The sequence below is a fragment of the Pseudomonas sp. NPDC086251 genome (assembly GCF_044746405.1).
Lineage (GTDB): Bacteria > Pseudomonadota > Gammaproteobacteria > Pseudomonadales > Pseudomonadaceae > Aquipseudomonas.
Window position 1 is genome coordinate 88346 of the sequence record NZ_JBIVBY010000009.1, and the last position, 26426, is coordinate 114771.

The 26426-nt window shown below is 59.1% G+C and carries 26 protein-coding genes and 3 pseudogenes; 18 read left to right on the forward strand and 11 right to left on the reverse strand.

The features are described from left to right. Positions 1-220: 220 nt before the first annotated feature. On the reverse strand, positions 221-2155 hold the full coding sequence (locus ACIPL2_RS13045) for an ATP-dependent DNA helicase RecQ (RefSeq protein WP_401356797.1): 1935 nt from the start codon (positions 2153-2155) through the stop codon (positions 221-223). A 548-nt stretch (positions 2156-2703) separates the two neighbouring features. Here ACIPL2_RS13045 and ACIPL2_RS13050 point away from each other — a divergent pair. The 4 genes and pseudogenes from ACIPL2_RS13050 (at position 2704) to ACIPL2_RS13065 (ending at position 4207) form a co-directional block, all read left to right on the forward strand. After that, complete coding sequence (locus tag ACIPL2_RS13050; protein ID WP_401356799.1) at positions 2704-2997, forward strand: hypothetical protein; 294 nt, start codon at positions 2704-2706, stop codon at positions 2995-2997. A 31-nt stretch (positions 2998-3028) separates the two neighbouring features. Next, positions 3029-3229: a hypothetical protein gene (locus tag ACIPL2_RS13055; protein ID WP_059406355.1), complete on the forward strand. Its 201-nt coding sequence runs from the start codon at positions 3029-3031 to the stop codon at positions 3227-3229. Between the two features lie 333 nt (positions 3230-3562). Beyond that, positions 3563-3859, forward strand: a complete 297-nt coding sequence (locus ACIPL2_RS13060) for a hypothetical protein (RefSeq protein ID WP_401356803.1) — start codon at positions 3563-3565, stop codon at positions 3857-3859. Between the two features lie 56 nt (positions 3860-3915). Beyond that, positions 3916-4207 (forward strand): annotated as a pseudogene (locus tag ACIPL2_RS13065) (transcriptional regulator). An 8-nt stretch (positions 4208-4215) separates the two neighbouring features. Here ACIPL2_RS13065 and ACIPL2_RS13070 read toward each other — a convergent pair. From ACIPL2_RS13070 to ACIPL2_RS13085, 4 genes are read right to left on the reverse strand one after another with little or no spacing between them, the layout of a single operon-like run. After that, positions 4216-4446: a hypothetical protein gene (locus tag ACIPL2_RS13070; RefSeq protein ID WP_401356805.1), complete on the reverse strand. Its 231-nt coding sequence runs from the start codon at positions 4444-4446 to the stop codon at positions 4216-4218. Then, positions 4443-4670 (reverse strand): pyocin S6 family toxin immunity protein, encoded by a 228-nt coding sequence (locus tag ACIPL2_RS13075; RefSeq protein WP_401356808.1) that lies wholly within the window; start codon positions 4668-4670, stop codon positions 4443-4445. Before ACIPL2_RS13075 ends, ACIPL2_RS13070 begins: the two co-directional genes overlap by 4 nt. Positions 4671-4692: 22 nt before the next feature. Further along, complete coding sequence (locus ACIPL2_RS13080; RefSeq protein ID WP_401356811.1) at positions 4693-4932, reverse strand: pyocin S6 family toxin immunity protein; 240 nt, start codon at positions 4930-4932, stop codon at positions 4693-4695. Between the two features lie 15 nt (positions 4933-4947). After that, positions 4948-6162, reverse strand: coding sequence for an S-type pyocin domain-containing protein (locus ACIPL2_RS13085; protein WP_401356813.1), 1215 nt, complete (start codon positions 6160-6162; stop codon positions 4948-4950). Between the two features lie 202 nt (positions 6163-6364). Between ACIPL2_RS13085 and ACIPL2_RS13090 the strand changes: the two genes are divergently transcribed. From ACIPL2_RS13090 to ACIPL2_RS13105, 4 genes and pseudogenes are all read left to right on the forward strand, one after another. Further along, entirely contained in the window at positions 6365-6718 is a 354-nt protein-coding gene (locus ACIPL2_RS13090) for a DUF1493 family protein (protein WP_401356815.1), read from the forward strand. A gap of 83 nt (positions 6719-6801) precedes the next feature. After that, positions 6802-7090, forward strand: a pseudogene (locus tag ACIPL2_RS13095) (helix-turn-helix domain-containing protein); the annotation flags it as partial. A gap of 220 nt (positions 7091-7310) precedes the next feature. Further along, a pseudogene (locus tag ACIPL2_RS13100) lies at positions 7311-7496 on the forward strand (hypothetical protein); the annotation flags it as partial. Positions 7497-7539: 43 nt separating this feature from the next. After that, a complete protein-coding gene (locus ACIPL2_RS13105) occupies positions 7540-8394 on the forward strand; it encodes an EamA family transporter (protein WP_401357046.1) in 855 nt (284 codons plus the stop codon). A 61-nt stretch (positions 8395-8455) separates the two neighbouring features. Here the strand turns inward: ACIPL2_RS13105 and ACIPL2_RS13110 are convergent, their stop codons facing one another. Beyond that, the gene (locus tag ACIPL2_RS13110) at positions 8456-9997 is read right to left on the reverse strand and encodes a phosphoenolpyruvate carboxykinase (RefSeq protein WP_059404060.1); all 1542 of its coding nucleotides are present in this window, start codon (positions 9995-9997) and stop codon (positions 8456-8458) included. Positions 9998-10179: 182 nt separating this feature from the next. Further along, positions 10180-11082: an Hsp33 family molecular chaperone HslO gene (gene hslO / locus ACIPL2_RS13115; RefSeq protein ID WP_401356818.1), complete on the reverse strand. Its 903-nt coding sequence runs from the start codon at positions 11080-11082 to the stop codon at positions 10180-10182. A 100-nt stretch (positions 11083-11182) separates the two neighbouring features. Between hslO and ACIPL2_RS13120 the strand changes: the two genes are divergently transcribed. Then, positions 11183-11983, forward strand: a complete 801-nt coding sequence (locus ACIPL2_RS13120) for a phosphatase PAP2 family protein (RefSeq protein ID WP_401356821.1) — start codon at positions 11183-11185, stop codon at positions 11981-11983. Between the two features lie 131 nt (positions 11984-12114). Here the strand turns inward: ACIPL2_RS13120 and ACIPL2_RS13125 are convergent, their stop codons facing one another. Continuing rightward, entirely contained in the window at positions 12115-12522 is a 408-nt protein-coding gene (locus ACIPL2_RS13125) for an RNA-binding S4 domain-containing protein (RefSeq protein ID WP_401356824.1), read from the reverse strand. Positions 12523-12754: 232 nt separating this feature from the next. Between ACIPL2_RS13125 and ACIPL2_RS13130 the strand changes: the two genes are divergently transcribed. Then, complete coding sequence (locus ACIPL2_RS13130; protein ID WP_177333643.1) at positions 12755-13216, forward strand: ATP-dependent zinc protease; 462 nt, start codon at positions 12755-12757, stop codon at positions 13214-13216. Continuing rightward, positions 13213-14118: a 30S ribosomal protein S6--L-glutamate ligase gene (rimK, locus tag ACIPL2_RS13135; RefSeq protein WP_020795792.1), complete on the forward strand. Its 906-nt coding sequence runs from the start codon at positions 13213-13215 to the stop codon at positions 14116-14118. Before ACIPL2_RS13130 ends, rimK begins: the two co-directional genes overlap by 4 nt. Positions 14119-14248: 130 nt before the next feature. Here rimK and ACIPL2_RS13140 read toward each other — a convergent pair whose 3' ends face one another. Together ACIPL2_RS13140 and ompR are read right to left on the reverse strand one after the other, a co-directional pair. Next, positions 14249-15562 (reverse strand): ATP-binding protein, encoded by a 1314-nt coding sequence (locus ACIPL2_RS13140; RefSeq protein WP_401356827.1) that lies wholly within the window; start codon positions 15560-15562, stop codon positions 14249-14251. Positions 15563-15665: 103 nt separating this feature from the next. Beyond that, a complete protein-coding gene (gene ompR / locus ACIPL2_RS13145; RefSeq protein ID WP_059404068.1) occupies positions 15666-16406 on the reverse strand; it encodes a two-component system response regulator OmpR in 741 nt (246 codons plus the stop codon). A 361-nt stretch (positions 16407-16767) separates the two neighbouring features. On the opposite strand from ompR, the gene ACIPL2_RS13150 reads away from it, so the two are divergent. From ACIPL2_RS13150 to tauD, 7 genes are all read left to right on the forward strand, one after another. Beyond that, on the forward strand, positions 16768-19092 hold the full coding sequence (locus ACIPL2_RS13150) for a Tex family protein (RefSeq protein ID WP_401356830.1): 2325 nt from the start codon (positions 16768-16770) through the stop codon (positions 19090-19092). After that, on the forward strand, positions 19092-19475 hold the full coding sequence (locus ACIPL2_RS13155; RefSeq protein WP_401356833.1) for a PaaI family thioesterase: 384 nt from the start codon (positions 19092-19094) through the stop codon (positions 19473-19475). The genes ACIPL2_RS13150 and ACIPL2_RS13155 overlap by 1 nt, the downstream gene beginning before the upstream one ends. 259 nt (positions 19476-19734) lie before the next feature. Further along, positions 19735-21318 (forward strand): glutamate--cysteine ligase, encoded by a 1584-nt coding sequence (gene gshA, locus ACIPL2_RS13160; protein WP_401356836.1) that lies wholly within the window; start codon positions 19735-19737, stop codon positions 21316-21318. 247 nt (positions 21319-21565) lie between these two features. Beyond that, positions 21566-22543: a taurine ABC transporter substrate-binding protein gene (gene tauA, locus ACIPL2_RS13165; protein WP_401356837.1), complete on the forward strand. Its 978-nt coding sequence runs from the start codon at positions 21566-21568 to the stop codon at positions 22541-22543. A 15-nt stretch (positions 22544-22558) separates the two neighbouring features. After that, on the forward strand, positions 22559-23353 hold the full coding sequence (gene tauB, locus ACIPL2_RS13170; RefSeq protein WP_008032266.1) for a taurine ABC transporter ATP-binding subunit: 795 nt from the start codon (positions 22559-22561) through the stop codon (positions 23351-23353). Then, positions 23350-24183, forward strand: coding sequence for a taurine ABC transporter permease TauC (gene tauC / locus ACIPL2_RS13175; protein WP_401356840.1), 834 nt, complete (start codon positions 23350-23352; stop codon positions 24181-24183). The genes tauB and tauC overlap by 4 nt, the downstream gene beginning before the upstream one ends. Before the next feature lie 170 nt (positions 24184-24353). Further along, complete coding sequence (gene tauD, locus ACIPL2_RS13180) at positions 24354-25196, forward strand: taurine dioxygenase (RefSeq protein ID WP_401356842.1); 843 nt, start codon at positions 24354-24356, stop codon at positions 25194-25196. A gap of 153 nt (positions 25197-25349) precedes the next feature. Here tauD and mgrA read toward each other — a convergent pair whose 3' ends face one another. Next, on the reverse strand, positions 25350-26387 hold the full coding sequence (gene mgrA, locus ACIPL2_RS13185; RefSeq protein ID WP_401356844.1) for an L-glyceraldehyde 3-phosphate reductase: 1038 nt from the start codon (positions 26385-26387) through the stop codon (positions 25350-25352). Positions 26388-26426: the final 39 nt, after the last annotated feature.

Below are 26426 nucleotides of genomic sequence, written 5' to 3' on the forward strand. Positions count from 1 at the left end.
TTGTTGGCGATCCAAAGACAGCCCTCACCATAGTCAGCCACCGGGCTTTTTTGAAATTTATTCCTGTGATGAGCGACATTCAGCGGATGGATGCGCCTCAACCTATACACCGAAACCAATGTGGGAGCGGGCTTGCTCGCGAAGGCGGTTAATCATTCAACATGGATGGCGACTGACACGCCGCCTTCGCGAGCAAGCCCGCTCCCACATTGACGGTGTTTCAGCTGGGTAGATGCGCCGCCGCCCATGCCCGGACTTCGCCATACGGATACTGCTCCAACGCCGCAAACCCCGGAATCGACCGCGCCTTGAGCTTGGTGAACAGCGGCACACTGATCCCGCACAAAAACCGTGTCACGCGCTCAGTCGAAGGAACGCTGCCGGTGTGCTGCTCGTGCCTGTGGATAAAGTCACTGCACAACGCTTCGAAGTTTTTATCCACAAGCGCCGGCAGTTCCGGTGGTGCTGGCAATCGCGCCACATCCCCATAACACACCGAACAATGCCCACACTGCTGCGGCGCGTTTTCATCGCCGAAGTACGCCGCCAGGCGATAACCCAGGCACTGCTCGGTGGCGAACAGATCGAGCATGGCGTGTATCCGTGCGATTTCGGTTTGCTCGTGGCGGGTGAAGTAGGCGTGAAGTTCTTCGCTCAAGGCTTGGGCGTCAAAGTCGGTTTGCAGCAGGCTGTAGACCTCGGTCATCAGCTTGCTTTCAAGTTCGACCCAACCCTTCTCCTGGAAGTAATCCAGCGCCTTGACCACCCGATCACGCTCGGCTTGGTGCTGCTCGTACAGCGCGTCGAAATTCACCGTGGCCCAGGTCCGCGCGCGGCTGGACGTCTGGATGATGGCCGCGACGAAGTCCTTTCGCTCGCCTTCGAAACGGGCCAGCAAGGCTTCGGGCTCCTGCAAATATTTGAAGCGGTACTCGGCGTAATAGGCGTAACGCGGCGCGATGATCCCGCGCAGTTCCAGTTGCACCAGCAAGGTCTTGAGCGGTAACAGGCGGATGTTGCTCTGGTCCGCCAGCGGCCCCAATAGAAACTCCCACTGCCCGTCGGGCGCAGCGGCTTGCAACTCGTCGAGCACGCAACGGATGCCGTCCTGTTCCGGCGTGTCGCCGTAGACGAAGTTTTCCAGCACGTTGAGGCTGTCGCGGTTGGCCAGTACCAGGCAGTCGGACGGCTGCCCGTCACGCCCGGCGCGACCGATTTCCTGGCTGTAGTTTTCGATGGATTTGGGCAGGTCGAAATGCACCACGTTGCGGATGTCACTCTTGTCGATGCCCATGCCAAACGCGATGGTGGCGACGATGCAATTGGACTCTCCGACCATGAAGCGCTTCTGGATTGCTTCGCGTTGTTCGTGGGGCAAACCGGCGTGGTAGGCCTCGGCTTGAATGCCGTTTCGGCCCAGGTGTTCGGCAATGTGCTCGGCGGTTTTTTGCAGGGTGACGTAGACGATGCTTGGCTGATTGGGGCGCTGACTCATCCATTCGACAAGGCGTCGGCGCTTGTCCTGACCGCGTACCGGCTCCACCAACAGATTGAGGTTCGGCCGATAGAAACCAGTGGTGACCACGTCCTCAGGAGCGATGGCGAACTTGGCCTCCATGTCGGCGATCACCTTCGGCGTCGCGGTAGCGGTCAGCAGCAAGGCCTGTGGAATGTTGAACTGGCGCTGATAGTCGGGGAGCTTGAGGTAGTCGGGGCGAAAGTTGTGGCCCCACTCTGAAATACAGTGCGCCTCGTCCACCACCAGCAGCGAGATCGGCACCTGCTGCAAGAAATTACGGAAGCGCTCGTTCTTCAGACGCTCCACGGAAATCATCAAGATCTTCAGCTCACCGGACTTTGCACGCGCCATCACGTCGCTGGCGTCATCGCGGCTCTGGGCCGAATCGATGCTGCCCGCCGAGATGCCGTGGCGCTGCAAGAACAGCAACTGATCCTGCATCAACGCCAACAACGGCGAGACCACCAGCGTCAGGTGCGGCAGCAACAGGGCCGACAGTTGATAGCAAAGGGACTTGCCCGAACCGGTGGGGAAAATCGCCGCCGCCGAGCGCCCGGCCAACACCGCGCTGACCGCTGCCTCCTGGCCGGGCCGAAACTGTGAAAAACCAAAAACCTGTTCCAGGGTGTTGTGCATAAGCTGTCACTCCGTTGACCGCTGCGAAGCCCAAAGCCTAGCTGGCGATCGCAGCGAGTCGAGAAAAGGTCGGGGGCAAAAACGATACGGGATGATACAGCGGATGGCTTCAGGGGAATTGTAGGGCTTGAAAAATGCGTTGCCTGTAAGACCTCTTCGCGAGCAAGCCCGCTCCCACACTCAATCTCGGTCGTACACAAATCCTGTGCCCACTGAAGATCAAATGTGGGAGCGGGCTTGCTCGCGAAGAGGCCAGCACAACCACCGCAAAACTCGAAACGCCCTACACATTCTGACGCGCCCCCTACCGAAATTCGCCGCGCAACACCTGACAACCCCGTAGGCCTTTTTACCCATAGCCATTCCCGAGCAAAAAACCTCCGCCTACGCGTAGGCCCATTCCCAAAATGATCGTAATCCCCCTACAAAACCTGTCCATCACAGCCGTCTTGTCGCACAACAACCCACCCTTCTATAGTTTCCGGCGCGGCTGAAACAGTGTGTCGGCCTGCCGGCGAGACTGCCGATCCCCCAAAGGACTGACCTCGATGAACAACCCCGATCCATCAAACGACCGCTATCGCCCACTCAAATCCCGCTACAGCGAAACCCCGGTGCTGCTCATCGACACCGAAGCCGACCCCTTCGAAATCCTCGACGCCGCCCGCCAACGCATCCGCGCCGCCAGCGACCTGCTCGAAACGCTGTATTGCCTGTGCTTCAAACAGTCCGACGTCAGCGACATCCCCAACATCGTCAGCGCGCTGTACCTGCTGACCCAGGACGGCAACGAACTGCTCGAAATCGCCCGGCAACGCCTGCCAAAACCCACCGCGATCTAAAGCCGCACCACACCCCCTGTAGGAGCGAGGCTTGCCCGCGAAGAACGATAACGCGATCCACATGAAGAAAACCAAAATGCCCGACGATCAAAAACAACTCGAAAAAGCCGCCTACGACGCATGGTTCAGAGCACAAGTACAAGCCAGCATCGACGACCCTCGCCCCAGCATTCCAGATGAAGAAGCCAAACGCCTGATGGCAATCAAACGCGAAAAATTGCGGAAGCGATAAGTCTGTCAGCAACGCCCTATCAAAGCTTCGGCACGGTCCTACAAGAGACGACTCTTTGTCGACTATCGACAACCCGCGACGGTACCTATAGTCGGACTGTCGCTGCCAATTCAGCGACTCGGGCTTGGTCACCCGAATGGCTCATATACATGCGTCCGTTGTATGCTGCCGGCACTTCAAATGCCTGCACGCTATATGGTGGCTGTGTTTGGGACGCCCTCGGGCGTGCCGGAATTGTGAGCCTCACTGGTTGACCAACCCGAACACAGTCCGCCTCCCATCGCTTGGTCACGATGGAGCGGTTTATCACTGTTGCATTTGAGGCTACAAACAATGAATAAGTTGAACCCGTTCCCTGATCGCTACCGCCCACTCAAAACCAACCTCACCGATTCCCCGCCCCTGATCATCGATACTGAAGCAGACCCCCAAGACATCCTCGAAGCCGCCCTCCAGCGCATCCGAGCCTCCAGCGAGCTGCTCCGAACCCTGCACTGCCAAAGCTTCCTCGACGGTGACATCGAAGACATCCCCCACATCACCCACGCGCTCTACCTGCTGACCCAAGACGGCTGCGACCTGCTCAAAGTCGCCCAGCAACGCCTGATGGGCTGGAAAGCCCCAGTCTGACACCGACGGAAGATCGTTCCTTCTGCGAGGGAACGATCACGACACTGGATATAAGCATGAGTAAATTTTTTGATGACCTGATGGAAAGCGTCCAAGAGATGAACGAAATTTTGCGAGGTGAACGCCAGCCCACTCGCGAATTCACTGTAGACGCGCTACAAGTCAAAGAAACCCGCAAGGCTACCGGTCTCGCTCAAGCCAAATTCGCTGCCTTGACCTCGTGCAACTCGACCCTCTGCGCAACGCCGGGACCTGACGGGGTCGGCCAAGGCCCTGCTGAAAGCCATTCATAATGATCCTGTCGATATATTGAATGCGTTAGTTGGTTTAACAGTGGCGTACCGTTAGCCTCCGTGTCAGATATTGACTGTTAACTGGAAGTTATACGATGACGCGTCGAAAGTTCTTCCAGAAAGATCTCCCAGCTTGATCAAGTGAGCAGCACTCAGTTCATATCCCTCCCACCCCTGTTGTGGCGCCATCCAACCCATTATTTCTTTCAGACGCTGATCGCAGCCGGAAGGTAGCTCTACGTCAAAGACAAGAAGTTCAGTGGCTTTATCAAAAGCCTCGACCAGATACCTCATACCGAAGAAGCCATATAAAGATCCAGCCCTTTAGGAAAAGCCACCGAAGCCAAGCGCTCAATCTCAAGCGCTTGTGTCGCTGTGAGTTGAAAATCCACACCAATGCAATCGTTACTGCTCGTCCATTGCATAACGGGCATCAAGTCCTCCACTGACAAACCAATATTCTGCTCAAATACCAGTTCATCCTTATCCGAATGAAAACCCATCACTGAAAAATTCATGGTTCCACCTTCAGTATCGAGACTACGAGTAACTCCCGATGAACAGACTTAGCCTTTCTATGGAAGGCTCCCCAAGAACTTCAGCCATGCGCTTCACCTGCCCGGGCGTTAGTTCTGACTGCCCACCCAAACCATCTTCAAGTGAAGACCAGTTCATTACCTCAAATACTGATGGCTCTAACTCTTTTTGTATAACTCGTTTGTACTGCAAAGAGTCATCATCGTCCGGTTCTGGAAAAAAGCCTGTTATGCGTAAGTACATACGTGACCTCTCATTTCATTTTGGTGTGGTTCTTCCGGGTTTTGCTGGCTTGCTTTGCTCGCCCGTATCAGCGTTGAACTCACCTAAGTGCTTCCCTTGCCTGTCATAGATCTCAACCGCTCCGTGCTGAAAGTCCCATTCATAAATCCTACCTTTCCGATCTTTCCAACGATCCCGTTTTTTCCCACCGCCTTGAACTGTCGACTTTGGACGAACACTCACAGCATCTGGAAAAGCGGGTAGCAAATCAGGTGCGGTGTGATAGTCAAATCCCCTCGGAACATTGAGCACAATGTACAGCGGCCGAACCCCCGAATCCGCTGGAAACACCAGAATGAAATCCTGATATTCCGGCGGATACACCGGACTGACAATGATGCTGTCAGCCTTATCGGTAGGCGGAAAAATCCACACTTGAGGCGCTTGCGGTGCTGCTTCCAGCGCCGGGATACCCAACGTATCTGCCGGGTTCGCTGCGGGTGTCCAGATCAACTCGACCCCGCCGCCAAAGTCAGCCACTTGTTGTGAGCCACGAGCCTTGAACGTCACAACGGGAATCATCTCCCAATCACGACGGCTCTGAGTGTTGTACCCGTAACCTTTGAGCGTACCGTCAGCCTGCGCCTCCACGCGTAGCCGAACTCGCGTCCGCGCTTGTTTGAGTGACCTGAGTTGTTCATCGGTATACAACGCGCCGTCGCCCAGGCTCGAGGGAGCCAGCAAGGCGACCAAACCAACCAATGCACCGGCAGCAACGCCAGCCGTGACGACACCGGCGCTGGCACCTGCAACAGCAGTGGTTGTCGGCGCAATCGCTGCACCACCCAACGCCAAAGAGCCGATGCCTGCCGGCAAAACACCGCTTATTTTCTTGAGCGGTAAACACCCGGAATCATCAGTGTGGCGACCTCCCAATAAAGTGAATTCGCCATAGTCTTTAACGCTGTCCGTGGGCAGAAATCCGGATGGGCTGGCGTAGTCGATGATGGAGTCCGGTAACTTGCAAGACTTGGCAAATACGCAACCGGCGAGCGCCTGGCGCTCTTTCTGAGACGTCACCACCCGACTCTGTTCGTATGCCTCCTGTCTCGCCAGCATGGCTTCATACGCGTTTTGCCTGGCATCCCTTTCCGCCATTTCGCTAGCGGTCATGTCACGTAGATAGCGGTAACCTCCTCCATCGGTGTCGTAGTGCTCCCACACTTGCGGGGTGTCCTTGCTCCTGCTCATCCGTCTCCCTCTCGGTCGCCACTGAAAACTCCCAGCTGAAAGCTGTAGCCGGTGACGTTACCGAGTGTTTGACGATGCGGTTGTAGGGTGAATCTGAACCTGCCGTACGATCCCTCCTCATCACTATTTGCAGCTGACTGCGCTCAAAACTTGCCGCAAAATCAGGCTGCCGCCTCAGCATGCCCCTTACGGACGACGCATCATGAACCTCGCCCCCAACTTCCCCGACGACCACACCATGCACCTGCTCATGCAGTTGCTACACGAAGAACTCGGCCTGCCCGAACGCAAAATCATCCGCCTCAGCACCTCGATCAATTTCGACCTGGGCTGCGATGGCGCTGATGCGCGAAACCTGATGGAAGAATTGGAAGAACAGTTCGCCATCGACTTCATCGATTACGACGCCTATCGCTACTTTCAGCCGGAAGGGTTTGATGTGTTTCTCAAGCGCAGGGCGAAGGGGCGCGGCGATAAAGTCCCGCTGACTATCGGAATGCTTTACAAAGCGGTCAAATCGCAGCGGTGGGAAACACTGCAATTGGAAAACCAATAAAAGCAAATGCCGCGTCTAAATCTGCACGTTCAACTGCAATTATTCTGGCGCTATCACCTAAGAAGTGAAGGAATATTAGCTACATGGCTAGAAAAACGGCACCGCTGCTCCCATCGATTGCACGACTGCTTACCGACCTTAGCGAACGCCTCAAACTGGCTCGCTTGCGTAGACGGCTAACGGCTAAACAAGTGGCTGAGCGAGCCGGGATGTCAGTCATGACGTTGCGTTCTCTGGAGTCTGGTAGTGCGGGAGTGACGATGGGGGCTTATCTGTCGGTGATGCATGTATTAGGTCTGGAGCAAGATTTGAACAAGGTCGGCTCTGCCGATGAAATGGGACGTCAATTGCAGGATGCTCAACTAACCCGCATCACGAGTCCGAAGGCTAAAAGAACCGGATATAAACGAAACTTGAGCTCCACTGTAGCAAGCGAACCAACCAACTCAAGAACAAAGGACGTCATTAGCAAGCCGAATCTGAGCACGAGCATCATTGACTCGTTCCCTCTGAATACCTATTCGTTATCCGCGCTCCTGGTCAGAGAAAAAAAAAGACCGAGCCAAGCACATAACGAGCGGATGTTAACGCTGAAGACAAGTTCGCCATCGACTTCATCGACTACGACGCCTATCGCTACTTCCAACCGGAAGGCTACGATGTCTTCCTCAAACGCAGAGCCAAAGGACGTGGCGATAAAGTGCCGCTGACGATCGGAATGCTCTACCAGGCCATCAAGGCCCAACGCTGGGACACTCAGACGCTGGAAGGCCTCTAACGTCCGCAGCGAACACCTATAAGGACATAGCGTGGACGTACTGATGGGTTTGCTCGCTGCCTTACTGTGGGGCGGTACGGATTTTCTGGTGGGGTTGAATGCCCGTGCGGTGGGCGTCAAACGTGCCGTGTATTTCGGCCAGGCACTCGGTTTTATCATCATGAGCCTGCTGCTGATGGCCTTCCCCATCTTCATTCTCAGGTCCATGGCCGCTCCGTTCGAAACGTGGTTGATCGGCATCGCCGCCGCTGTGTTGACCGTGTCGGGCGCCTTAGCCCTTTCCAAAGCCTTTGCCCTCGGCAAAGCCTCCATCGTTGCGCCGCTGGTGACCTCTTATGGCGTGGTGACTACGCTGTTGTCCTGGGCGGGCGGCGAACAGATCAGTCTGATTCAACTGCTGTGCATCGCCGTCTGTGTGATCGGCGTCGTTTTTTCCAGCATTCACTCCGATCCGAACATCCCACACACCACCCAGGCCAGTGGCTCCATTGCTTACGCGCTACTGGCAGCCGTGTTTTATGGCACCAGCTTCTGGCTGCAGGGCCACTTCGTCCTGCCGGTGCTTGGACCGGTGACGATGCTCTGGCTGGCTTATTTTGTGGGGCTGATCGTGTTGATAGTGATGGTGTTGAAGATCAAGGACGGTTTGAAAATTCCGCCGTTGAAAAACTGCATGACGCTAACGGGCGCCAGCCTGATGAACCTTGGCGGGTTCTCATCATTCGCTTGGGGCGCGGTGGCGGGGTCGGTTTCGGTGGTGACGGTGATCAGCACGCTGTCTGGAGGAATCGCCGCGATTCTGGGGTATGTGTTTTTCAAGGAACGGCTGGGGAAGATACAGGTGCTGGGTGTCGTTTTGGTGTTGCTCGGCGCGTTCGTTTTACACCTGAAAACGTAAACCAGACGCCCACAAAAAAGCCGCCCCTGGAGGCGGCTTTTTCATTACATCAAACCAAATCTTACAACTTAGGCCCAGCAGCCTTGATCGCGTCGCTCACTTCGAACTTCTTGAAGTTCTCGACAAACAACCCGGCCAGTGCTTTAGCCGCTTCATCGTAAGCAGCCTTGTCAGCCCAGGTGTTACGTGGGTTCAACAGGCCGGTTTCAACGCCCGGTACGGCCAATGGCACGTCGAGGTTGATGGTGTCGAGGTGTTCGGTTTCAGCACCGATCAACGCGCCGCTCTGGATCGCTGCGATGACGCCGCGAGTGGTCGGGATGTTGAAGCGTTTGCCGACGCCGTAGCCGCCGCCGGTCCAGCCGGTGTTGACCAGGTAGACTTTGGAGCCGAAGCCGCGGATGCGCTTGATCAGCAGTTCTGCGTATTCGCCGGCCGGACGCGGGAAGAACGGTGCGCCGAAGCAGGTGGAGAAGGTCGACTTGATGCCGCTGCCGGAACCCATTTCGGTCGAGCCCACCAGTGCGGTGTAGCCGGACAGGAAGTGGTAGGCCGCTTGTTCTTCGCTGAGGATCGACACGGGCGGCAGAACGCCGGTCAGGTCGCAGGTCAGGAAGATCACAGCGTTTGGCTCGCCACCGAGGTTCTTCTCGGAGCGCTTGGCAACGTGCTCCAGCGGGTAGGCGGCACGGCTGTTCTGGGTCAGGCTGACATCGGTGTAGTCGGCGTGCTTGGCATCGTCGATGACGACGTTTTCCAGGACGGCGCCGTGCTTGATGGCTTTCCAGATGACCGGCTCGTTCTTCTCGGACAGGTCGATGCACTTGGCATAGCAACCGCCTTCGATGTTGAACACCACGCCCTCGCCCCAGCCGTGTTCGTCGTCACCGATCAGGTAACGGCTTTCGTCAGCCGACAGGGTGGTTTTACCGGTGCCCGACAGACCGAAGAACAGGGTCACGTCGCCTGCTTCACCGATGTTGGCGGCGCAGTGCATTGGCAGCACGTCAGCGGCCGGCAGCAGGTAATTCTGCACGGAGAACATGGCTTTCTTCATTTCGCCGGCGTAACGCATGCCAGCGATCAGCACTTTCTTCTGTGCGAAGTTGAGGATCACGCAACCGTCGGAGTTGGTGCCGTCACGCTCTGGCACGCACTCGAAGTTGGCTACGTTGAGGACTTGCCACTCGTCACGGCCAGCCGGGTTGTACTGAGCCGGGTTGATGAACAGGCAACGGCCGAACAGGTTCTGCCAGGCCGTCTGGGTGGTCATCTTCACGGGCAGGTAGTGGTCGGCGGACGCACCTACATGCACGTGGGAAACGAAGTGCTCTTGCGCGTTGTTGAACGCTTCAACGCGGTCCCACAGGGCATCGAACTTGTCGGCCGGGAACTTGCGGTTGATCGGGCCCCAGGCGATGGAGGCCGAAGTGGACGGCTCGTCAACGATGAAACGATCGACTGGCGAGCGGCCAGTGCGGTGACCGGTGCGAACAGTCAGCGCGCCGGTATCGGCAAGCTCGCCCTCACCGCGACTCAGAGCTTCTTTTACCAGATCATCAACACTCAGATCGGTGTACACGGCGTTATTGGCTTGCGTCATGAGATTCCCCGTCGGCCAGTGGCCGAGTGTGCTCCAAACGTTTTGTAGTAGAAAGTCGTGCACTACTACCGCGACAAAAAGTGGGCCGGATTATGCCAGAAACGCCCAAAAATAGTAGGGCCCTCCCGTCGTAACGGCGTTATTCCGGCGCTAAGCAGTGAATTTACCTGCGCTGAACCGTTTTAGTGACGGGTATCTGACGGTGTCTCAACACCCGCTCCAGCGAATAATTGGACGATATCGGCAGCGTCAAACAGGTAGCGCTGGTTGCAAAACTGGCAGTCGATTTCGATGTTTCCACCGTGCTCGATGACCAAATTCTGCGCATCTTCAAGTCCCAAACTGACCAGCGCATTGGCAGAACGTTCGCGCGAGCAGCTGCAACGGAAACGCAGTTTCTGCACATCGAAAAGACGAACCTGCTCTTCATGATAAAGCCGATGAAGCACGGTTTCATTGTCCAGGCTCAGCAATTCGTCCGCGGTCAGGGTGCTGGCCAGCGCAGTGACGTGCTGCCAACTGGCGGCGCGTTCTTCTTCGTCTTTCAGACGGTCGGCGGGCAATTGCTGCAGCAACAGGCCACGGGCGCGACGACCATCGGCGTACAACCAGAAGCGCGTACCGACCTGCTGGGACATGACGAAGTAGTTAGTGAAGCACTCCGACAGCGTTTCGCCATCGAGGTCGACGATGCCTTGATAACGCTGGCCTTGAGTCGGGTCTACAGTCAGTGCCAGGACACCGTTCGGCATCAGGTCGGCGAGGGTCGCGTCCGGGGCGATCTGGTCAGCCTCGTAACGGGCCAGGCCACGGATTTCGCGCTCGCTGGAGCACTCGATCATCAACAGCGGCACCGGACCATCGGAACGGGCCTGGAGAATCAGCAGACCATCGAACTTCAAGGTGCCGACCAGCAACGACGCGGCGGCCATCAGTTCACCGAGCAGTTGTTTGACCGGCTCTGGATAGGCGTGCTTGGCAAGGACTTCAGCGTAGCTACGCTCCAACGAAACCAGCTCGCCGCGGGTGTCGCTGTCATCGAAGATGAAGCGTTGGGTGTAGTCGGTATCCGTTAGATCGGTCATAGATTTGGGTATCTGAAGTAATGACAAAAAGGTTACTAATGTTAAAAATTGTCTTGCAGTTCCATCCTGGTGCGCAAGGTTCAGCCATGGGAGGCATTTTATGAACAATCCGGGTTTGTTCCAAGCAAGGTGGAACCTGCGCCGGTTGGCTTTGTGCAATGTTGTGCCGCTGATGCTGCTGGCCTTCTGGTTATGGCCTACCGGTCAGATGGTGTGTGTGATTTTCGACGAGTGGTTTTTCCACCAACTCAACGCACCCCTGGCGACGGACCCGATATGGCTGCACTTCTGGGCAATTGCAAGTCTGCGCCCCTTCGATGCGGTGGTTGGGGTGATTTTGCTGACACTTTTGATCAAGGGCGACTGGGTGTTCGAGGCCGCTGAAGTGCGGCAGGCGTTTTTCGGCTTTCTCTCGATTCTGCTGATGCTGCTGTTTATCCGCCTGCTGTTTTCCCAGTTCGCCGTCTACATGGACTGGCAACACAGCAGTCCGTCGATGACGCTCGATAGCGCCGTCCGAATGCGCCACTACCTTCCAGGGTTTGAGAAGGCTTGGGAATTGAAGGATCGATCGAGCCAGAGCTTCCCGGGCGACCATGCTTCGGTGTTGCTGGTCTGGGCGATGTTCATGACCGTGTTCAGCCGCACGTCCTGGCAGGCCATTGTGATCTGGGGCCTGGCGCTGCTGTTCATGATGCCGCGCCTGGTGGCCGGCGCAAACTGGGCGCAGGACGATTACATTGGCGGCGTGCTGCTGGCGGTGTGGGCGTTGGGGTGGGGTTATTACACGCCGTTTGCCTATTATGTTTCGGGATTTTTCATGCGGGTGACGACGCCGCTGTTTGAGTGGCTGGGGAGATTGCCGGTGGTTTCGCGGATGAGTGTGGTGCGGGACGACTGAAATCGGGGGACGATTGGCGAGTGCTGCGCACTCGTTCGCGAGCAAGCCCGCTCCCACAATTGACCGCGATTCAATGTGGGAGCGGGCTTGCTCGCGAAGACGGCCTGACAGGCAACACAGAAACAACGGTCTCACTCGTCGTTACTGCTCCCACGAAACTTAAACAGATCCCGCCGCTGCTTCTTGCTCGGCTTGCCATCGGTGCTCATCCCCAGCGAACCGGCCTTGCGCATGGCCGCTGCCGCTTCGCGCTTGGCGATGCTGGCGTCGGTTTCGGCGTACAGCGTCTGCGCTTCCGGCGCGCCACGACGCACTATCGATAGCGCCTGCACCACCACCGTGCGTTCCTCGAAGCCCATGCGAATCTGAAACTCGTCGCCGATCCTCGGTTCCTTGCCTGGCTTGCAGCGCTCGCCCCGGCAATGCACCTTGCCACTCTCGATAGCCGCCTTGGCCAAGGCACGTGTTTTGTAAAAACGCGCAGCCCACAACCACTTATCGAGACGGACCTTGTCGTCCTCTTCCTGTTTTTGTGCCATGGGATTTCCTCATTCTGAAATATTGGTGAACTGTACTACCGTTTCTGTCGTGCCAAGAATTCCACCGTCTCGGATTACAATGCACACATTCCAGCGCCTGCTGTCGGGCTGGAAAATCGGGCCGTAGATATCTGTCGCCTTTTAACCATTATTCTGCGTGAATACCGCGAATCCGGCCGTGTTCGGCCCCAGCGGTTTCGCCGGCTGAGTACCTTTGAAGACATTTGACCATTTGACCGTTGTCGGTCTGCGCGAGTGGGTGGCGCTCCCTGATTTGGGAGTCGCGGGCCTGCGGGCAAAAATCGACACCGGTGCCAGCACCTCCAGCCTGCATGCCACCGACATCGAGACGTTCGAGCGCGACGGTGAGCAGTGGGTGCGCTTTACTGCTCACTTGGGCACGGTGGTGCAATTGCGCCATCGACGCTGCGAAGCACCGCTGGTGACGCGCAAAACCATTAAAAGCTCCAACGGCCACGCGCAGATGCGCTACGTGGTCAGCACCACCCTGGCCCTCGGTGATCGGGTCTGGCGGGTCGAGTTCACGCTCGCCTGCCGCAAATCCATGCGTTATCGCCTGTTACTCGGTTCCAAAGCCCTGATCGACGGCCAGTTGGTGGTCAATCCGGGCATTAAATACATACAAGACAAGCCGGTGTTCCCGGTATCTACCTCCTCCACAGGTGTTGCATGAAGATCGCTGTGCTGTCGCGGAACCCGCGTCTGTATTCCACTCGTCGTCTGGTTGAAGCCGGTACCGAGCGTGGCCATGAAATGGTGGTGGTCGATACCCTGCGCGCCTACATGAACATCGCCAGCCACAAGCCGCAGATCCACTACCGCGGCAAGCCGCTGGAAGGCTTCGATGCAGTGATCCCGCGGATCGGTGCGTCGGTGACGTTTTATGGCTGCGCGGTGTTGCGTCAATTCGAAATGATGGGCGTATTTCCGCTCAATGAATCGGTGGCCATCGCCCGTTCGCGGGACAAATTGCGCTCGTTGCAATTGCTCTCGCGCCGCGGGATCGGCTTGCCGGTCACCGGTTTTGCCCACTCTCCGGACGACATTCCCGACTTGATCGAAATGGTCAACGGCGCGCCGCTGGTGATCAAGGTACTGGAAGGCACCCAGGGCATTGGCGTGGTGCTGTGTGAAACGGCGACGGCGGCGGAGTCGGTGATCGAGGCGTTCATGGGCCTCAAGCAAAACATCATGGTGCAGGAATACATCAAGGAAGCCGGCGGTGCCGACATTCGCTGCTTCGTGGTCGGCGACAAGGTGATTGCGGCGATGAAGCGCCAGGCCAAGCCTGGGGAGTTTCGCTCCAACCTGCATCGGGGCGGCAGTGCCAGCCTGATCAAGATCACTCCGGAAGAACGCATGACCGCCTTGCGTGCGGCGAAGGTCATGGGGTTGGCGGTGGCCGGTGTGGATATCCTGCGTTCCAATCATGGGCCGCTGGTGATGGAAGTGAACTCGTCGCCGGGGCTGGAAGGGATCGAAACCACCACCAGCAAGAACGTGGCGGGGATCATCATTGAGCATCTTGAGAAAAATGGTGGGCCGAATATGACTCGGACCAAGGGTAAGGGTTAAGGCCTGAGGTTGATGGCGGTCGCGAGGCCGCCTTCGCGGGCAAGCCTCGCTCCTACAGGGATTTTTGATCACCTGTAGGAGCGAGGCTTGCCCGCGAAGAGGCCATCAGCCCCAACGAAAATGCCAGTTCTTAAACCGCATCCCGCGGCAGCATCAACCCCAACGGCAACCGCACCCGCGCTTCCAGTCCACCACCGGAGCGGTTACGCAGCTCAACATTGCCGCCATGCATCGAAGCAATCCGCTTGACGATCGCCAAGCCCAACCCGGTGCCCTTGCCACCCCGTGCCCGATCGCCACGGGTGAACGGGTTGAAGATCGCCTCCAGCTCCGACGGATCAATCCCCGCCCCACGGTCCATCACACTCAGCACCACATACGGCGCGCTGGTGTCCCCGGACACATAAGCCGCCACCTCGACACCGCTGCCGGCATGGTTCAAGGCGTTGCCGATCAGGTTGTTCAGCAACCGCTTCATCGACACCCGACGCAACGGAAAGGGCTGGATCGGTTCCAGGCGCAGGCGCACTTTCTCTTCGTTCTGGTTGTACGGCGCGGCGACTTCACGCACCAGATCGCTCAGATCGACCTCTTCAACCGACTCATCACGACCATCGCGAATGAACGCCAGGAACTGGTCGAGAATCGCGTCCATGTCCTCAATGTCGCGCACCATGTCGTCGGTCAGGTCGTTGTGGTCGCCCATCAGCTCCAGTGACAGGCGCAAACGGGTCAACGGCGTGCGCAAGTCATGGGACACCCCGGCCAGCATCAGCTCACGCTCACGGCCGGCCTGTTCGACGTCTTCGGCCATCTGGTTGAAGGCCCGGTACACCTCGGTCATCTCACTCGGCGTGTCGCTGATCGGCAGGCGCACGCTACGGCCCTGCCCCAATTGCCTGGCGGCATAGACCAGGCGCTTCAACGGTTGATTGAGCTGGCTGACGAAGATCCACGCCGACGCGGTGGACAGCAAACCAATGGCGAGGAACCAACCGAGCACGTTCCAGATTTTCTGGCCACGCAACGGGTGTGGATACAGCGGCACTTTCAGCCAGCCATCGCCCAGGCTTGGCGCCCGCACCCACAGTGCCGGCGGCGAGTGCATGCGCAATCGGACTTCGGTGTCGGCGCCCAGCTCCGCTTGCATCTGCCGCTGGTAGATCTCGCTGTACGGCCAGTGTTGTTCGCCTTCCGGCACCCCGGCGCCCACGACCCGGATCAACGTGGCTGCTTCGGCAATCTTGTCGCGATTGTTTTCATCGGCCGCCCAATAGGCGCGCAGCGTCAGGGCCACGCCGTGGCTGTATTGGCGGTCCACCAGCACGTCTTCGTTCATCAGCAGATAAACCAGGGTCAGTGCCTTGGAGAACAGGACGACGATCAGCACCAGCCACAGGGTGCGGGAGAAGAAACTCTGGGGGAACCAAACGGGGGTTTTCATGGATAACCGCTACACACTTGCAGGAGCGAGCGATGCTCGCATATTGCGGATCGCGAGTCTGCGGACAACCTCATCCGCATGACCCGCTCCTACAAATCGCCGATCACTTGGTGGCGGCGCCATCCGGAACGAACACGTAACCCACGCCCCAAACGGTCTGGATGTAACGCGGCTTGGACGGATCGGGTTCGATCATCCGGCGCAGACGGGAAATCTGCACGTCGATGGAACGCTCCAGGGCGTCCCACTCGCGGCCACGGGCCAGGTTCATCAGCTTGTCGCGGGTCAATGGCTGACGCGCGTTCATCACCAGGGCCTTGAGTACCGCGAACTCACCGGTGGTGAGCATGTGCACTTCGTCGCCGCGCTTGAGTTCGCGGGTGGCCAGGGACAGTTCGTAGTCACCGAAGGTCACACTTTCGTCTTCGCTGCCCGGTGCGCCCGGCACGGGTGCCGACTGGCGACGCAGGACCGCTTTGACGCGAGCCATCAGCTCGTCCGGGTTGAACGGCTTGGCCAGGTAATCGTCGGCGCCCAGTTCCAGGCCCTTGATACGGCTGAGCTCGTCACCCTTGGCGGTGAGCATGATGATCGGAATCTGATTGTTCGCAGTACGCAGGCGACGGCAAGCGGTCAGACCGTCTTCGCCGGGCAGCATCAGGTCGAGGACGACCAGGTTGAACACTTCACGCGCCAGCAGGCGGTCCATTTGTTCAGTGTTCGGTACGGCGCGGGCACGGTAGCCCTTGCTGACGAAAAAACGTTCCAGCAGGCTGCTGAGCCCCGGATCGTCGTCAACAATAAGAATTTTTTCGCCTTCAGCAGTGTTTGCAGTGCTGCTCATTGGATGCTCCTTTGATCTCGGCGCGCATTATGGCGTAGCTGCCGTTATACGCACCGTGTGCATTGTTAGCAGATTTTTCCTTGATCGCCAGGAAACCGGTGATTGTGCCTACAGCCTGCGATGCCCCCGAAAGACCGAACGCTGGTTATAATGCGCGGCCTTTTGTGTCAGGCAACGTCTGATCATTACGCCGGGCAGCCGCTTTTTATTTTCATGGCGCCGGCAGTCATTGTTCGATTTCACGGGTCAACGGGATGCCTGTTGATCCAGGTAGCGGCGCAGGCCAGGCCGCTCAACCAGACTCGTCGAGGCCTTATCCCTGCGCCTGCGAGCCTGCTTTCACAATTTGTCAGGTGGTTTTATGGACAGCATCAACAGCCGCATCGCCGAGGAACTCGGTGTACGCCCACAACAGGTCGAAGCGGCCGTCGCGCTACTCGATGAAGGCTCCACGGTGCCCTTCATCGCCCGTTACCGGAAAGAAGTGACCGGCAGCCTCGATGACATCCAGTTGCGTCATCTGGAAGAGCGTCTGCGCTACCTGCGAGAACTCGACGAACGGCGCATCAGCATCCTCGCCAGCATCCAGGAACAAGGCAAGCTGACCCCGCAATTGGAGCGCGACATCAAGCTCGCCGACACCAAGACCCGCCTCGAAGACTTGTACCTGCCGTACAAGCAGAAACGCCGCACCAAGGGCCAGATCGCCCTGGAAGCCGGCCTCGGCGACCTGGCCGACGGCTTGTTCAACGACCCGAGCCTGACGCCGGACGTCGAAGCCGTGCGCTTCGTCGATGCCGAAAAAGGTGTGGCCGACGTGAAGGCGGCCCTCGAAGGCGCCAAGTACATCCTCATGGAACGCTTCGCCGAAGACGCCGGCCTGCTGGACAAGCTGCGCAGCTACCTCAAGCAGGAAGCCACCCTCAGTGCCCGCGTGATCGCCGGCAAGGAAGAGGAAGGCGCCAAGTTCCGCGACTATTTCGAACACGATGAACCGCTGAAAAGCATGCCGTCGCACCGCGCGCTGGCGATTTTCCGTGGCCGCAACGAAGGCATTCTGAGTTCGGCGCTGAAAGTCGGCGATGAACTGCCGGGCACCATGCACCCGTGCGAAGGCATGATCGGCCAGCAATTCGGCATCCAGAACCAGAACCGCGCCGCCGACAAATGGCTGGGCGAAGTGGTGCGCTGGACCTGGAAGGTCAAGCTCTACACCCACCTCGAAACCGACCTGCTGGGCGAACTGCGCGATGGCGCGGAAACCGAAGCGATCAACGTCTTCGCCCACAACCTGCACGATTTGCTGCTGTCGGCCCCGGCCGGCCCGCGCGCCACCCTGGGTCTCGACCCGGGCCTGCGCACCGGTTGCAAGGTCGCCGTGGTCGATGCCACCGGCAAGCTGCTGGATCACGCCACGGTTTACCCGCACGTGCCGCACAACAAGTGGGACCAGACCATCGCGATCCTCGCCGCCCTGTGCGCCAAGCACGCGGTGGACCTGATCGCCATCGGCAACGGCACCGCCAGCCGCGAAACCGACAAGCTGGCCGCTGAGCTGATCAAAAAATACCCAGCGATGAAGATGACCAAAGTCATGGTCTCCGAGGCCGGCGCATCGGTTTACTCGGCGTCGGAACTGGCGTCCAAGGAGTTCCCGGACCTCGACGTGTCGATCCGTGGCGCGGTGTCCATCGCTCGTCGCCTGCAAGATCCACTGGCCGAACTGGTGAAGATCGATCCGAAATCGATCGGTGTCGGCCAGTACCAGCACGACGTGTCGCAGCTGAAACTGGCGCGCGGTCTGGACGCTGTGGTTGAAGACTGCGTGAACGCCGTGGGCGTGGACGTAAACACCGCCTCCGTGGCGCTGCTGGCCCGCATCTCCGGCCTCAACGCGACCCTGGCACAGAACATCGTCAGCCACCGCGACGAACACGGCGCGTTCAAAACCCGCGCGGCGTTGAAGAAAGTTGCCCGTCTGGGCGAAAAAACCTTCGAACAGGCCGCCGGTTTCCTGCGCGTCATGAACGGCGACAACCCGCTGGACTCTTCGGCAGTTCACCCGGAAGCCTATCCGCTGGTGCAGCGCATTGCCGCTGAAACCGACCGCGATATCCGTTCGCTGATCGGCGACGCGAGCTTCCTCAAGCGCCTCGATCCGAAGAAGTACACCGACGAAACCTTCGGTCTGCCGACGGTCACCGACATCCTGCAAGAACTGGAAAAACCCGGTCGCGACCCGCGTCCCGAGTTCAAGACCGCCGAGTTCCAGGAAGGCGTCGAAGACCTCAAGGACCTGCAACTGGGGATGATCCTCGAAGGCGTGGTGACCAACGTGACCAACTTCGGCGCGTTCGTCGACATCGGTGTGCATCAGGACGGTTTGGTGCACATCTCAGCGCTTTCGGAGAAGTTCATCAAGGATCCGCGTGAAGCGGTGAAAGCCGGTGACGTGGTGAAAGTGAAGGTCATGGAAGTCGACATCCCGCGCAAACGCGTTGGCCTGTCGATGCGCATGAGCGACACCCCGGGCGAGAAAATCGACGGTGCCCGTGGTGCGCGTCCGGGGTCGGCCCCGCGCCAGTCCCAGAACAGCGCACCGCGCAAGGAAACCACGGCGCCGGCCCCGGCCAACAACGCCATGGCTTCGCTGTTCGCCAACGCCAAGCAGTTGAAGAAACGCTGATGGACATTCCTGCCGGGCTGACCGAAAGCGCGTTTTTCAAGCTGCTGGGGTGCCGCTTGCACAGCCTGGAGACCGGGGTGGCGCAAGTCGCCCTCGGGCTGTCGCCAGAGCTGCGCAATCGCGGCGGCAAGCTGCACGGCGGGGCCTTGTTCAGTCTGGTGGACATTGCCATGGGGCTGGCCTGTTCCAGCACCCACGGCTTTGACCAGCAGAGTGCGACCATCGAGTGCAAGATCAACTACATTCGCGCCGTCGCCGACGGTGAGGTGATGTGCACGGCGCGGGTGATCCACCCGGGCCGCCGCACGCTGGTGGTCGAAGCGGATGTGATGCAGGGCGACAAACTCGTCGCAAAAGCACAAGGCACGTTCGCTGTCCTGTAGCTAGATGTCCCCGATTTGAGTTAATTTCAGCGCTGTGACCGCAGCGCCGAAATCCCCCTGTGGGAGCGGGCTTGCTCGCGAATGCGGTGTATCAGGCAATTTATTGGTTGACTGACACGCCCTCTTCGCGAGCAAGCCCGCTCCCACATTGATTGCGGCTCGTTCCAAAACCAGGCGAAAACGCCAGTTTTAACTTCACCCTTGTAGACCGTCTTGCCCACCCCCATATTGGGGCGACTGACGCGTGAAGGAATCCAACTTGAGCGAACTTCTCAACCGCCGCCTGGCTCTGCTCGGCGAGCGCGCTAACCTCTCTCTGCTCGAACAGTGCCTTCACGGCATCGAACGTGAATGCCTGCGCGTGACCGGCGAAGGTCGCCTGGCGCAAACGCCGCACCCGGAAGAATTGGGTTCCGCGCTGACCAACGAACAAATCACCACCGACTATTCCGAGTCGCTGCTGGAGTTCATCACGCCCGCCCTGCCCGATCCGGCCGAGACGCTGGCGAGCCTGGACAAGATTCACCGTTTTGCCTACAGCAAACTCGGCAACGAGTTTCTGTGGAGTCCGTCGATGCCGTGTCCGTTGCCGGCCGAGGAAGATATCCCGATCGCCTATTACGGCACGTCCAACATCGGTCAGCTCAAGTACGTCTATCGCAAGGGCCTGGCCCTGCGCTACGGCAAGACCATGCAGTGCATCGCCGGGATTCACTACAACTTTTCCCTGCCGGAAAAACTCTGGCCGCTGCTGAAAGAGGCCGAAGGCTTTGTCGGCACCGACCGTGATTATCAGTCGTCAGCCTACATCGCGCTGATCCGTAACTTCCGCCGCTACAGCTGGCTGCTGATGTACCTCTTTGGTGCCTCACCAGCGCTGGACGCCGGTTTCCTGCGCGGTCGCTCCCATCAACTGGAGCAACTGGACCCGGACACGTTGTACCTGCCGTACGCCACCAGCCTGCGCATGAGCGATCTGGGTTACCAGAGCAATGCCCAGGCCGGTTTGACGCCGTGCTACAACGACCTGGCCAGCTACACCGACAGCCTGCGTAAAGCGGTCGCCACGCCGTATCCGCCGTATGTCGAAATCGGTACGCATCAGGACGGTGAGTGGGTTCAGCTCAACACCAACATCCTGCAGATCGAAAACGAGTACTACTCCAACATCCGCCCGAAACGCGTGACCTACACCGGCGAGCGGCCGATCCAGGCGCTGGTCGCCCGTGGCATTCAGTACGTTGAAGTGCGTTGCCTGGACATCAACCCGTTCCTGCCGATGGGTATCGACCTTACCGAGTCGCGATTCCTCGACGCGTTCCTGCTGTACTGCGCGCTGAACGACAGCCCGCTGCTGACCAACACTTCTTGCGGCAACGCGACGTCGAACTTCCTCAGTGTGGTCAAGGAAGGTCGTCGTCCAGGCCTGCAACTGCAGCGTGACGGCCAACCGGTGGACCTGAAGGAATGGGCCAGCGAGCTGCTGGAAAAAATTGCGCCGTTGGCAGCAATGCTCGATGAGAGCCATGGCGGCGATGTCCACAGCAAGGCACTGGATGCGCAACTGGCCAAGGTCAAGGACCCGTCCCTGACGCCTTCGGCCCAGGTGCTGGCGGCCATGGCCGAGCACAAGGAGAGCTTCAGCCAGTTCTCCCTGCGTCAGAGCCGGGCGCATGCGGAGTATTTCCGCAGCGAGCCGCTTTCGATCGAAGATCAGGCGAAGTTTGAAGAGCGGGCGCGTTCGTCGCTGGCTGAACAGGTGGAGCTTGAGCAGAACGAAGTCGGCGATTTCGATGTGTTTGTCGGTTCGTATCAGGCGAGCATTCTGGCGATCAGCAACTAGTATCCGAAGGTCCTTCGGACCTTATCGCTAGCAGGCTAGCTCCCACAGTGGATTTTCAGTGTTGGCACAATTGTGTGAACACCCTTGACCTCTATGGGAGCTAGCCTGCTGGCGATCGACCGCGGAGCGGGCGTCCTTAGAATTTTCCGCTCATAAGCTCATTCGAAAAAGTTATTTATTTTCGGATTCTTAGATCATTTAGTCTCCTTTCACGCCGACACTCGGTCGCCTGACAAGGAGCTTCCCAATGAAACTGAATTTCCCTCTTCGCCTGCTGGCGGCCGCGTCGCTGGCTGCGGCGAGTGTCTTTGCCCAGGCCGCCGACGTGACGGTCGCCTACCAAACCACCGTTGACCCGGCGAAAGTCGCCCAGGCCGACGGCGCGTACGAAAAAGCCACCAACGCCAAGATCGACTGGCGCAAATTCGACAACGGTGCCGACATCATCGCCGCCATCGCCTCCGGTGACGTGCAGATCGGCTACCTCGGTTCCAGCCCCCTGACCGCTGCAATCACCCGCAAAGTCCCGGTTGAAACCTTCCTCATCGCCACGCAGATCGGCGCCGCCGAAGCCCTGGTCGCTCGCGACGGTTCCGGGATCAAGACGCCGCAAGACCTGATCGGCAAGAAAATCGCTGTGCCGTTTGTTTCCACCGGCCACTACAGCCTGCTGGCCGCGCTGAAGCACTGGAACATCGATCCCTCGAAAGTCACCGTCCTCAACCTCGCCCCGCCCGCCATCATTGCCGCGTGGAAACGCGGTGACATCGACGCCACGTACGTGTGGGACCCAGCCCTCGGCGTGGCCAAGGAAAACGGCAAAGTGCTGATCACCTCCGGCGAACTGGCCAAGTTCGGCGCGCCGACCTTCGATGCCTGGATCGTGCGCAAAGACTTCGCCGAGAAGCACCCGGAAATCGTCACCGCGTTCGCCAAAGTGACCCTGGATGCCTACGCCGATTACCGCAAAGACCCGAAAGCCTGGCTCGCCGACCAAAGCAACGTCGACAAGCTGGTGAAGTTGTCCGGTGCCAAGGCCAGCGACATCCCGCTGCTGCTGCAAGGCAACGTCTACCCGCTGGCGGCTGATCAAGTGATCACCCTCGGCGCGCCGACCACCAAGGCCATCACCGACACCGCCGCGTTCTTGAAAGAACAAGGCAAGGTCGAAGCGGTGCTGCCGGACTACGCCCCGTATGTCAGCGCTAAATACATTACCCACTGATCGGAGTTAATTGCGATGGCTTTGCTACAGCTGGAGCGCATCAGCGCACAGTACCCAGGCAGCCCGGAACCGGTGCTGGCGGATATTTCCTTGAGCCTTGGGCCCCAGCAATTGCTGGTGGCCCTCGGCCCGTCCGGCAGTGGCAAGACTTCGCTGTTGAACCTGATTGCCGGTTTCGTCGAGCCCAGCGCCGGGCGCATCACCCTTGACGGCGTGCCAGTCAAAGGCCCGAGCGCCGAGCGCGGCGTGGTGTTCCAGGATGACGCGCTGCTGCCTTGGCAGGACGTGCTGGCCAACGTCGGATTCGGTCTGGAACTGGCCGGTGTTTCCCGGGAAAAACGGGAAATTCGTGCTCGGGAAATGCTCGCGTTGGTGGACCTTTCCGGTTTCGAAAACCGTCGCATCTGGCAGCTCTCGGGCGGCCAGAAGCAACGCGTCGGCCTGGCCCGCGCCCTCGCTGCCGACCCTCGGGTTTTGCTCATGGACGAGCCCTTCGGCGCCCTCGATGCCTTCACCCGCGAACAGATGCAGGAGCTGCTGCTGCAAGTCTGGCAGCGCACCGCCAAACCGGTATTCCTGATTACCCACGACATCGAAGAAGCGGTGTTCCTCGCCACGGACCTGATTCTGTTGGCACCGAACCCTGGGCAAATCGTCGAGCGCTTGAGCCTGGACTTCGGTCAGCGTTACGCCGCCGGCGAGTCGGCACGGGCGATCAAGTCCGACCCGCGCTTTATCGAAACCCGCGAACACGTGCTCGCCAAAGTGTTCTCCCAACGCAGCGCCGCCACGCGGCAGGAGCGCGCATGAGCAGTTATGAAATTCCGGCCGTGACGGTGAAACCGGGTTCAACGGTGATCCCGCTGCGTCGCAGCCTCAGTACTCGCTGGATCAGCGTGCTGACGCTGGTCGCACTCGTGGCCATTTGGTGGGCTGTCACCGCCACGGGGATGATCGAACCGCTGTTCCTGCCGCCGCCGTCCGCCGTGTTGCAGAAAGGCTGGCTGCTGGTGACCACTGGCTACATGGATTCGACCTTGTGGCAGCACTTGGGCGCGAGTCTCAGCCGTATCGGCCTGGGCCTCGGTTTCGCGGTGCTGACGGCCGTGCCGGTCGGCATCGCCATCGGCCATAACCGCATCGCGCGGGGCATTCTCGACCCGCTGATCGAGTTCTACCGGCCGATTCCACCGCTGGCTTATCTGCCGCTGATCGTGATCTGGTGCGGCATCGGTGAGTTGTCGAAAGTCTTGCTGATCTACCTGGCGATTTTCGCCCCGATCGCCATCGCCACCGCGACCGGCGTGCGCACCGTCGACCCGGCCAAATTGCGTGCGGCGCAGTCGTTGGGCGCGACCCGGGCGCAGTTGATTCGTCATGTCATTCTGCCGAGCGCGTTGCCGGACATTTTGACTGGCGTACGGATTGGTCTGGGTGTGGGTTGGTCGACGCTGGTCGCTGCCGAGTTGATCGCCGCCACCAGCGGTTTGGGTTTCATGGTGCAGTCGGCCGCGCAGTTCCTGGTCACCGATGTGGTGGTGCTGGGGATTCTGGTGATCGCGCTGATCGCCTTCGCCATGGAAATGGGCCTGCGCGCACTGCAACGCAAACTGGTGCCGTGGCACGGCCAGGCTCACTAAAACATTCGAATTACCCCTTTGGATCACCCCTGTAGGAGCTGTCGAGTAAAACGAGGCTGCGATCTTTTGACTTTGATTTTTAAAAACAAGATCAAAAGATCGCAGCCTCGTTTTACTCGACAGCTCCTACAGGTGCGGTGTCACGGCCCCCAGGATTGAAGAGAAAGACCATGAGCAACCTGACAATCGTCCCTTTAAGCTCGGCACTCGGCGCGCAAATCAACGGCATCGACATCAGCCAGCCGCTGAACCTGGAACAACGCGACGCTATCGAACAAGAGCTGCTCAAGCATCAGGTGCTGTTCTTCCGCGACCAACCGATCGAGCCGCCACAACAGGCACGTTTCGCCGCCAATTTTGGCGACCTGCACATTCACCCGATCTACCCCAATGTGCCGGAACAACCGGAAGTGCTGATCCTCGACACCGCCGTCACCGACGTGCGCGACAACGCGATCTGGCACACCGACGTGACCTTCCTGCCGACCCCGGCCATGGGCGCGGTGCTGAGTGCCAAGCTGCTGCCGGAGTTCGGCGGTGACACGTTGTGGGCCAGCGGCATCGCGGCGTATGAAGCGTTGTCGGCGCCGATGAAAACCTTGCTCGAAGGGCTGACGGCCACTCACGATTTCACCCGCTCGTTTCCTCTGGAGCGTTATGGCAATACGCCGGAAGCGCTGGCCCAGTGGGAAGAGACACGCCGGAAAAACCCACCGCTGTCGCACCCGGTGATCCGTACGCACCCGGTCAGCGGACGCCGGTCGTTGTTCGTCAATGAAGGCTTCACGTCGAAGATCAACGAGCTGTCGGAGACGGAAAGCGAGGTGATTCTGAAGTTTCTGTTTGCCCACGCGACGCGGCCGGAATTCACCATTCGCTGGCGTTGGCAGAAGGATGACGTGGCGTTCTGGGATAACCGCGTGACCCAGCATTACGCGGTGGATGATTACCGCCCGGCGCGGCGGGTGATGCAGCGGGCGACGGTGTTGGGGGATGTGCCGTTTTTTCGCTGAGCCCGGAGTTTCTTTATTGGATTTGATGGCCCCTTCGCGAGCAAGCCCGCTCCCACATTCGACCGCGTTCTCATGTTGGATACGGTCGAATGTGGGAGCGGGCTTGCTCGCGAAGGCGATCTGACAGGCGCCAAAGGTTCTGGCGCCGAACACTCACTCAGCCGTCGAAGGCTTCTCCCAAAGATTGATCCCGCCCTCTTGGGCAAACCGGTCAATCTCCGCCAGTTCCTCTGCGCTAAAGCTCAGATTCTTCAACGCCCCGACGTTCTCGATAATCTGCTCCGGCCGGCTCGCGCCGATCAGCGCCGAGGTCACCCGCGGATCGCGCAACGTCCAGGCCAACGCCAACTGCGCCAGGCTCTGGCCACGACGCTTGGCGATCTCATTGAGCCCGCGCACATGGGCGATGTTGGCTTCGGACAAGTGCGAGGACTGCAACGAACCACCGCCCGGACGATTGACCCGCGCGTCCTTCGGAATGCCGTTGAGGTATTTGTCGGTCAACAGACCCTGCGCCAATGGCGTAAAGGCAATCACGCCGGTGCCGAGTTCGTCGGTGACATCCAGCAGGTCCTTTTCCACCCAACGGTTGAGCAGGTTGTACGCCGGTTGGTGAATCAGCAACGGCACTTTCCACTCTTTCAACAGCGCGGCCATTTCACGGGTTTTCACCCCGGAATAGGACGAGATGCCGATGTACAGCGCTTTGCCCTGCTGCACGGCGGTGGCCAGTGCGCCGGCGGTTTCTTCCAGCGGCGTGTCCGGGTCGAAGCGGTGCGAGTAGAAGATATCCACATAGTCCAGGCCCAGGCGCTGCAGGCTCTGATCCAGGCTGGCCAGCACGTATTTGCGCGAACCGCCGCCCTGACCGTAAGGGCCGGGCCACATGTCCCAACCGGCTTTGCTGGAGATGATCAGTTCATCGCGATACTGCTTGAAGTCTTCACGCAGCAAACGCCCGAAATTGATCTCGGCGCTGCCGTACGGTGGGCCGTAGTTATTGGCCAGGTCGAAGTGGTTGATGCCCAGGTCGAACGCGGTGCGCAGCAACGAGCGCTGAGTGTCGATCGGCGTGCTGTCGCCGAAGTTGTGCCACAGGCCCAGCGACAGCGCCGGCAGCACCAGACCGCTGCGACCGACGCGGCGGTAAGGGATAGAGTCGTAGCGGTTTTCGGCAGCGGTGTAAGTCATCGAATCCTCTCTTGTCTGTCTTGAAGGTGGTGTCGACTG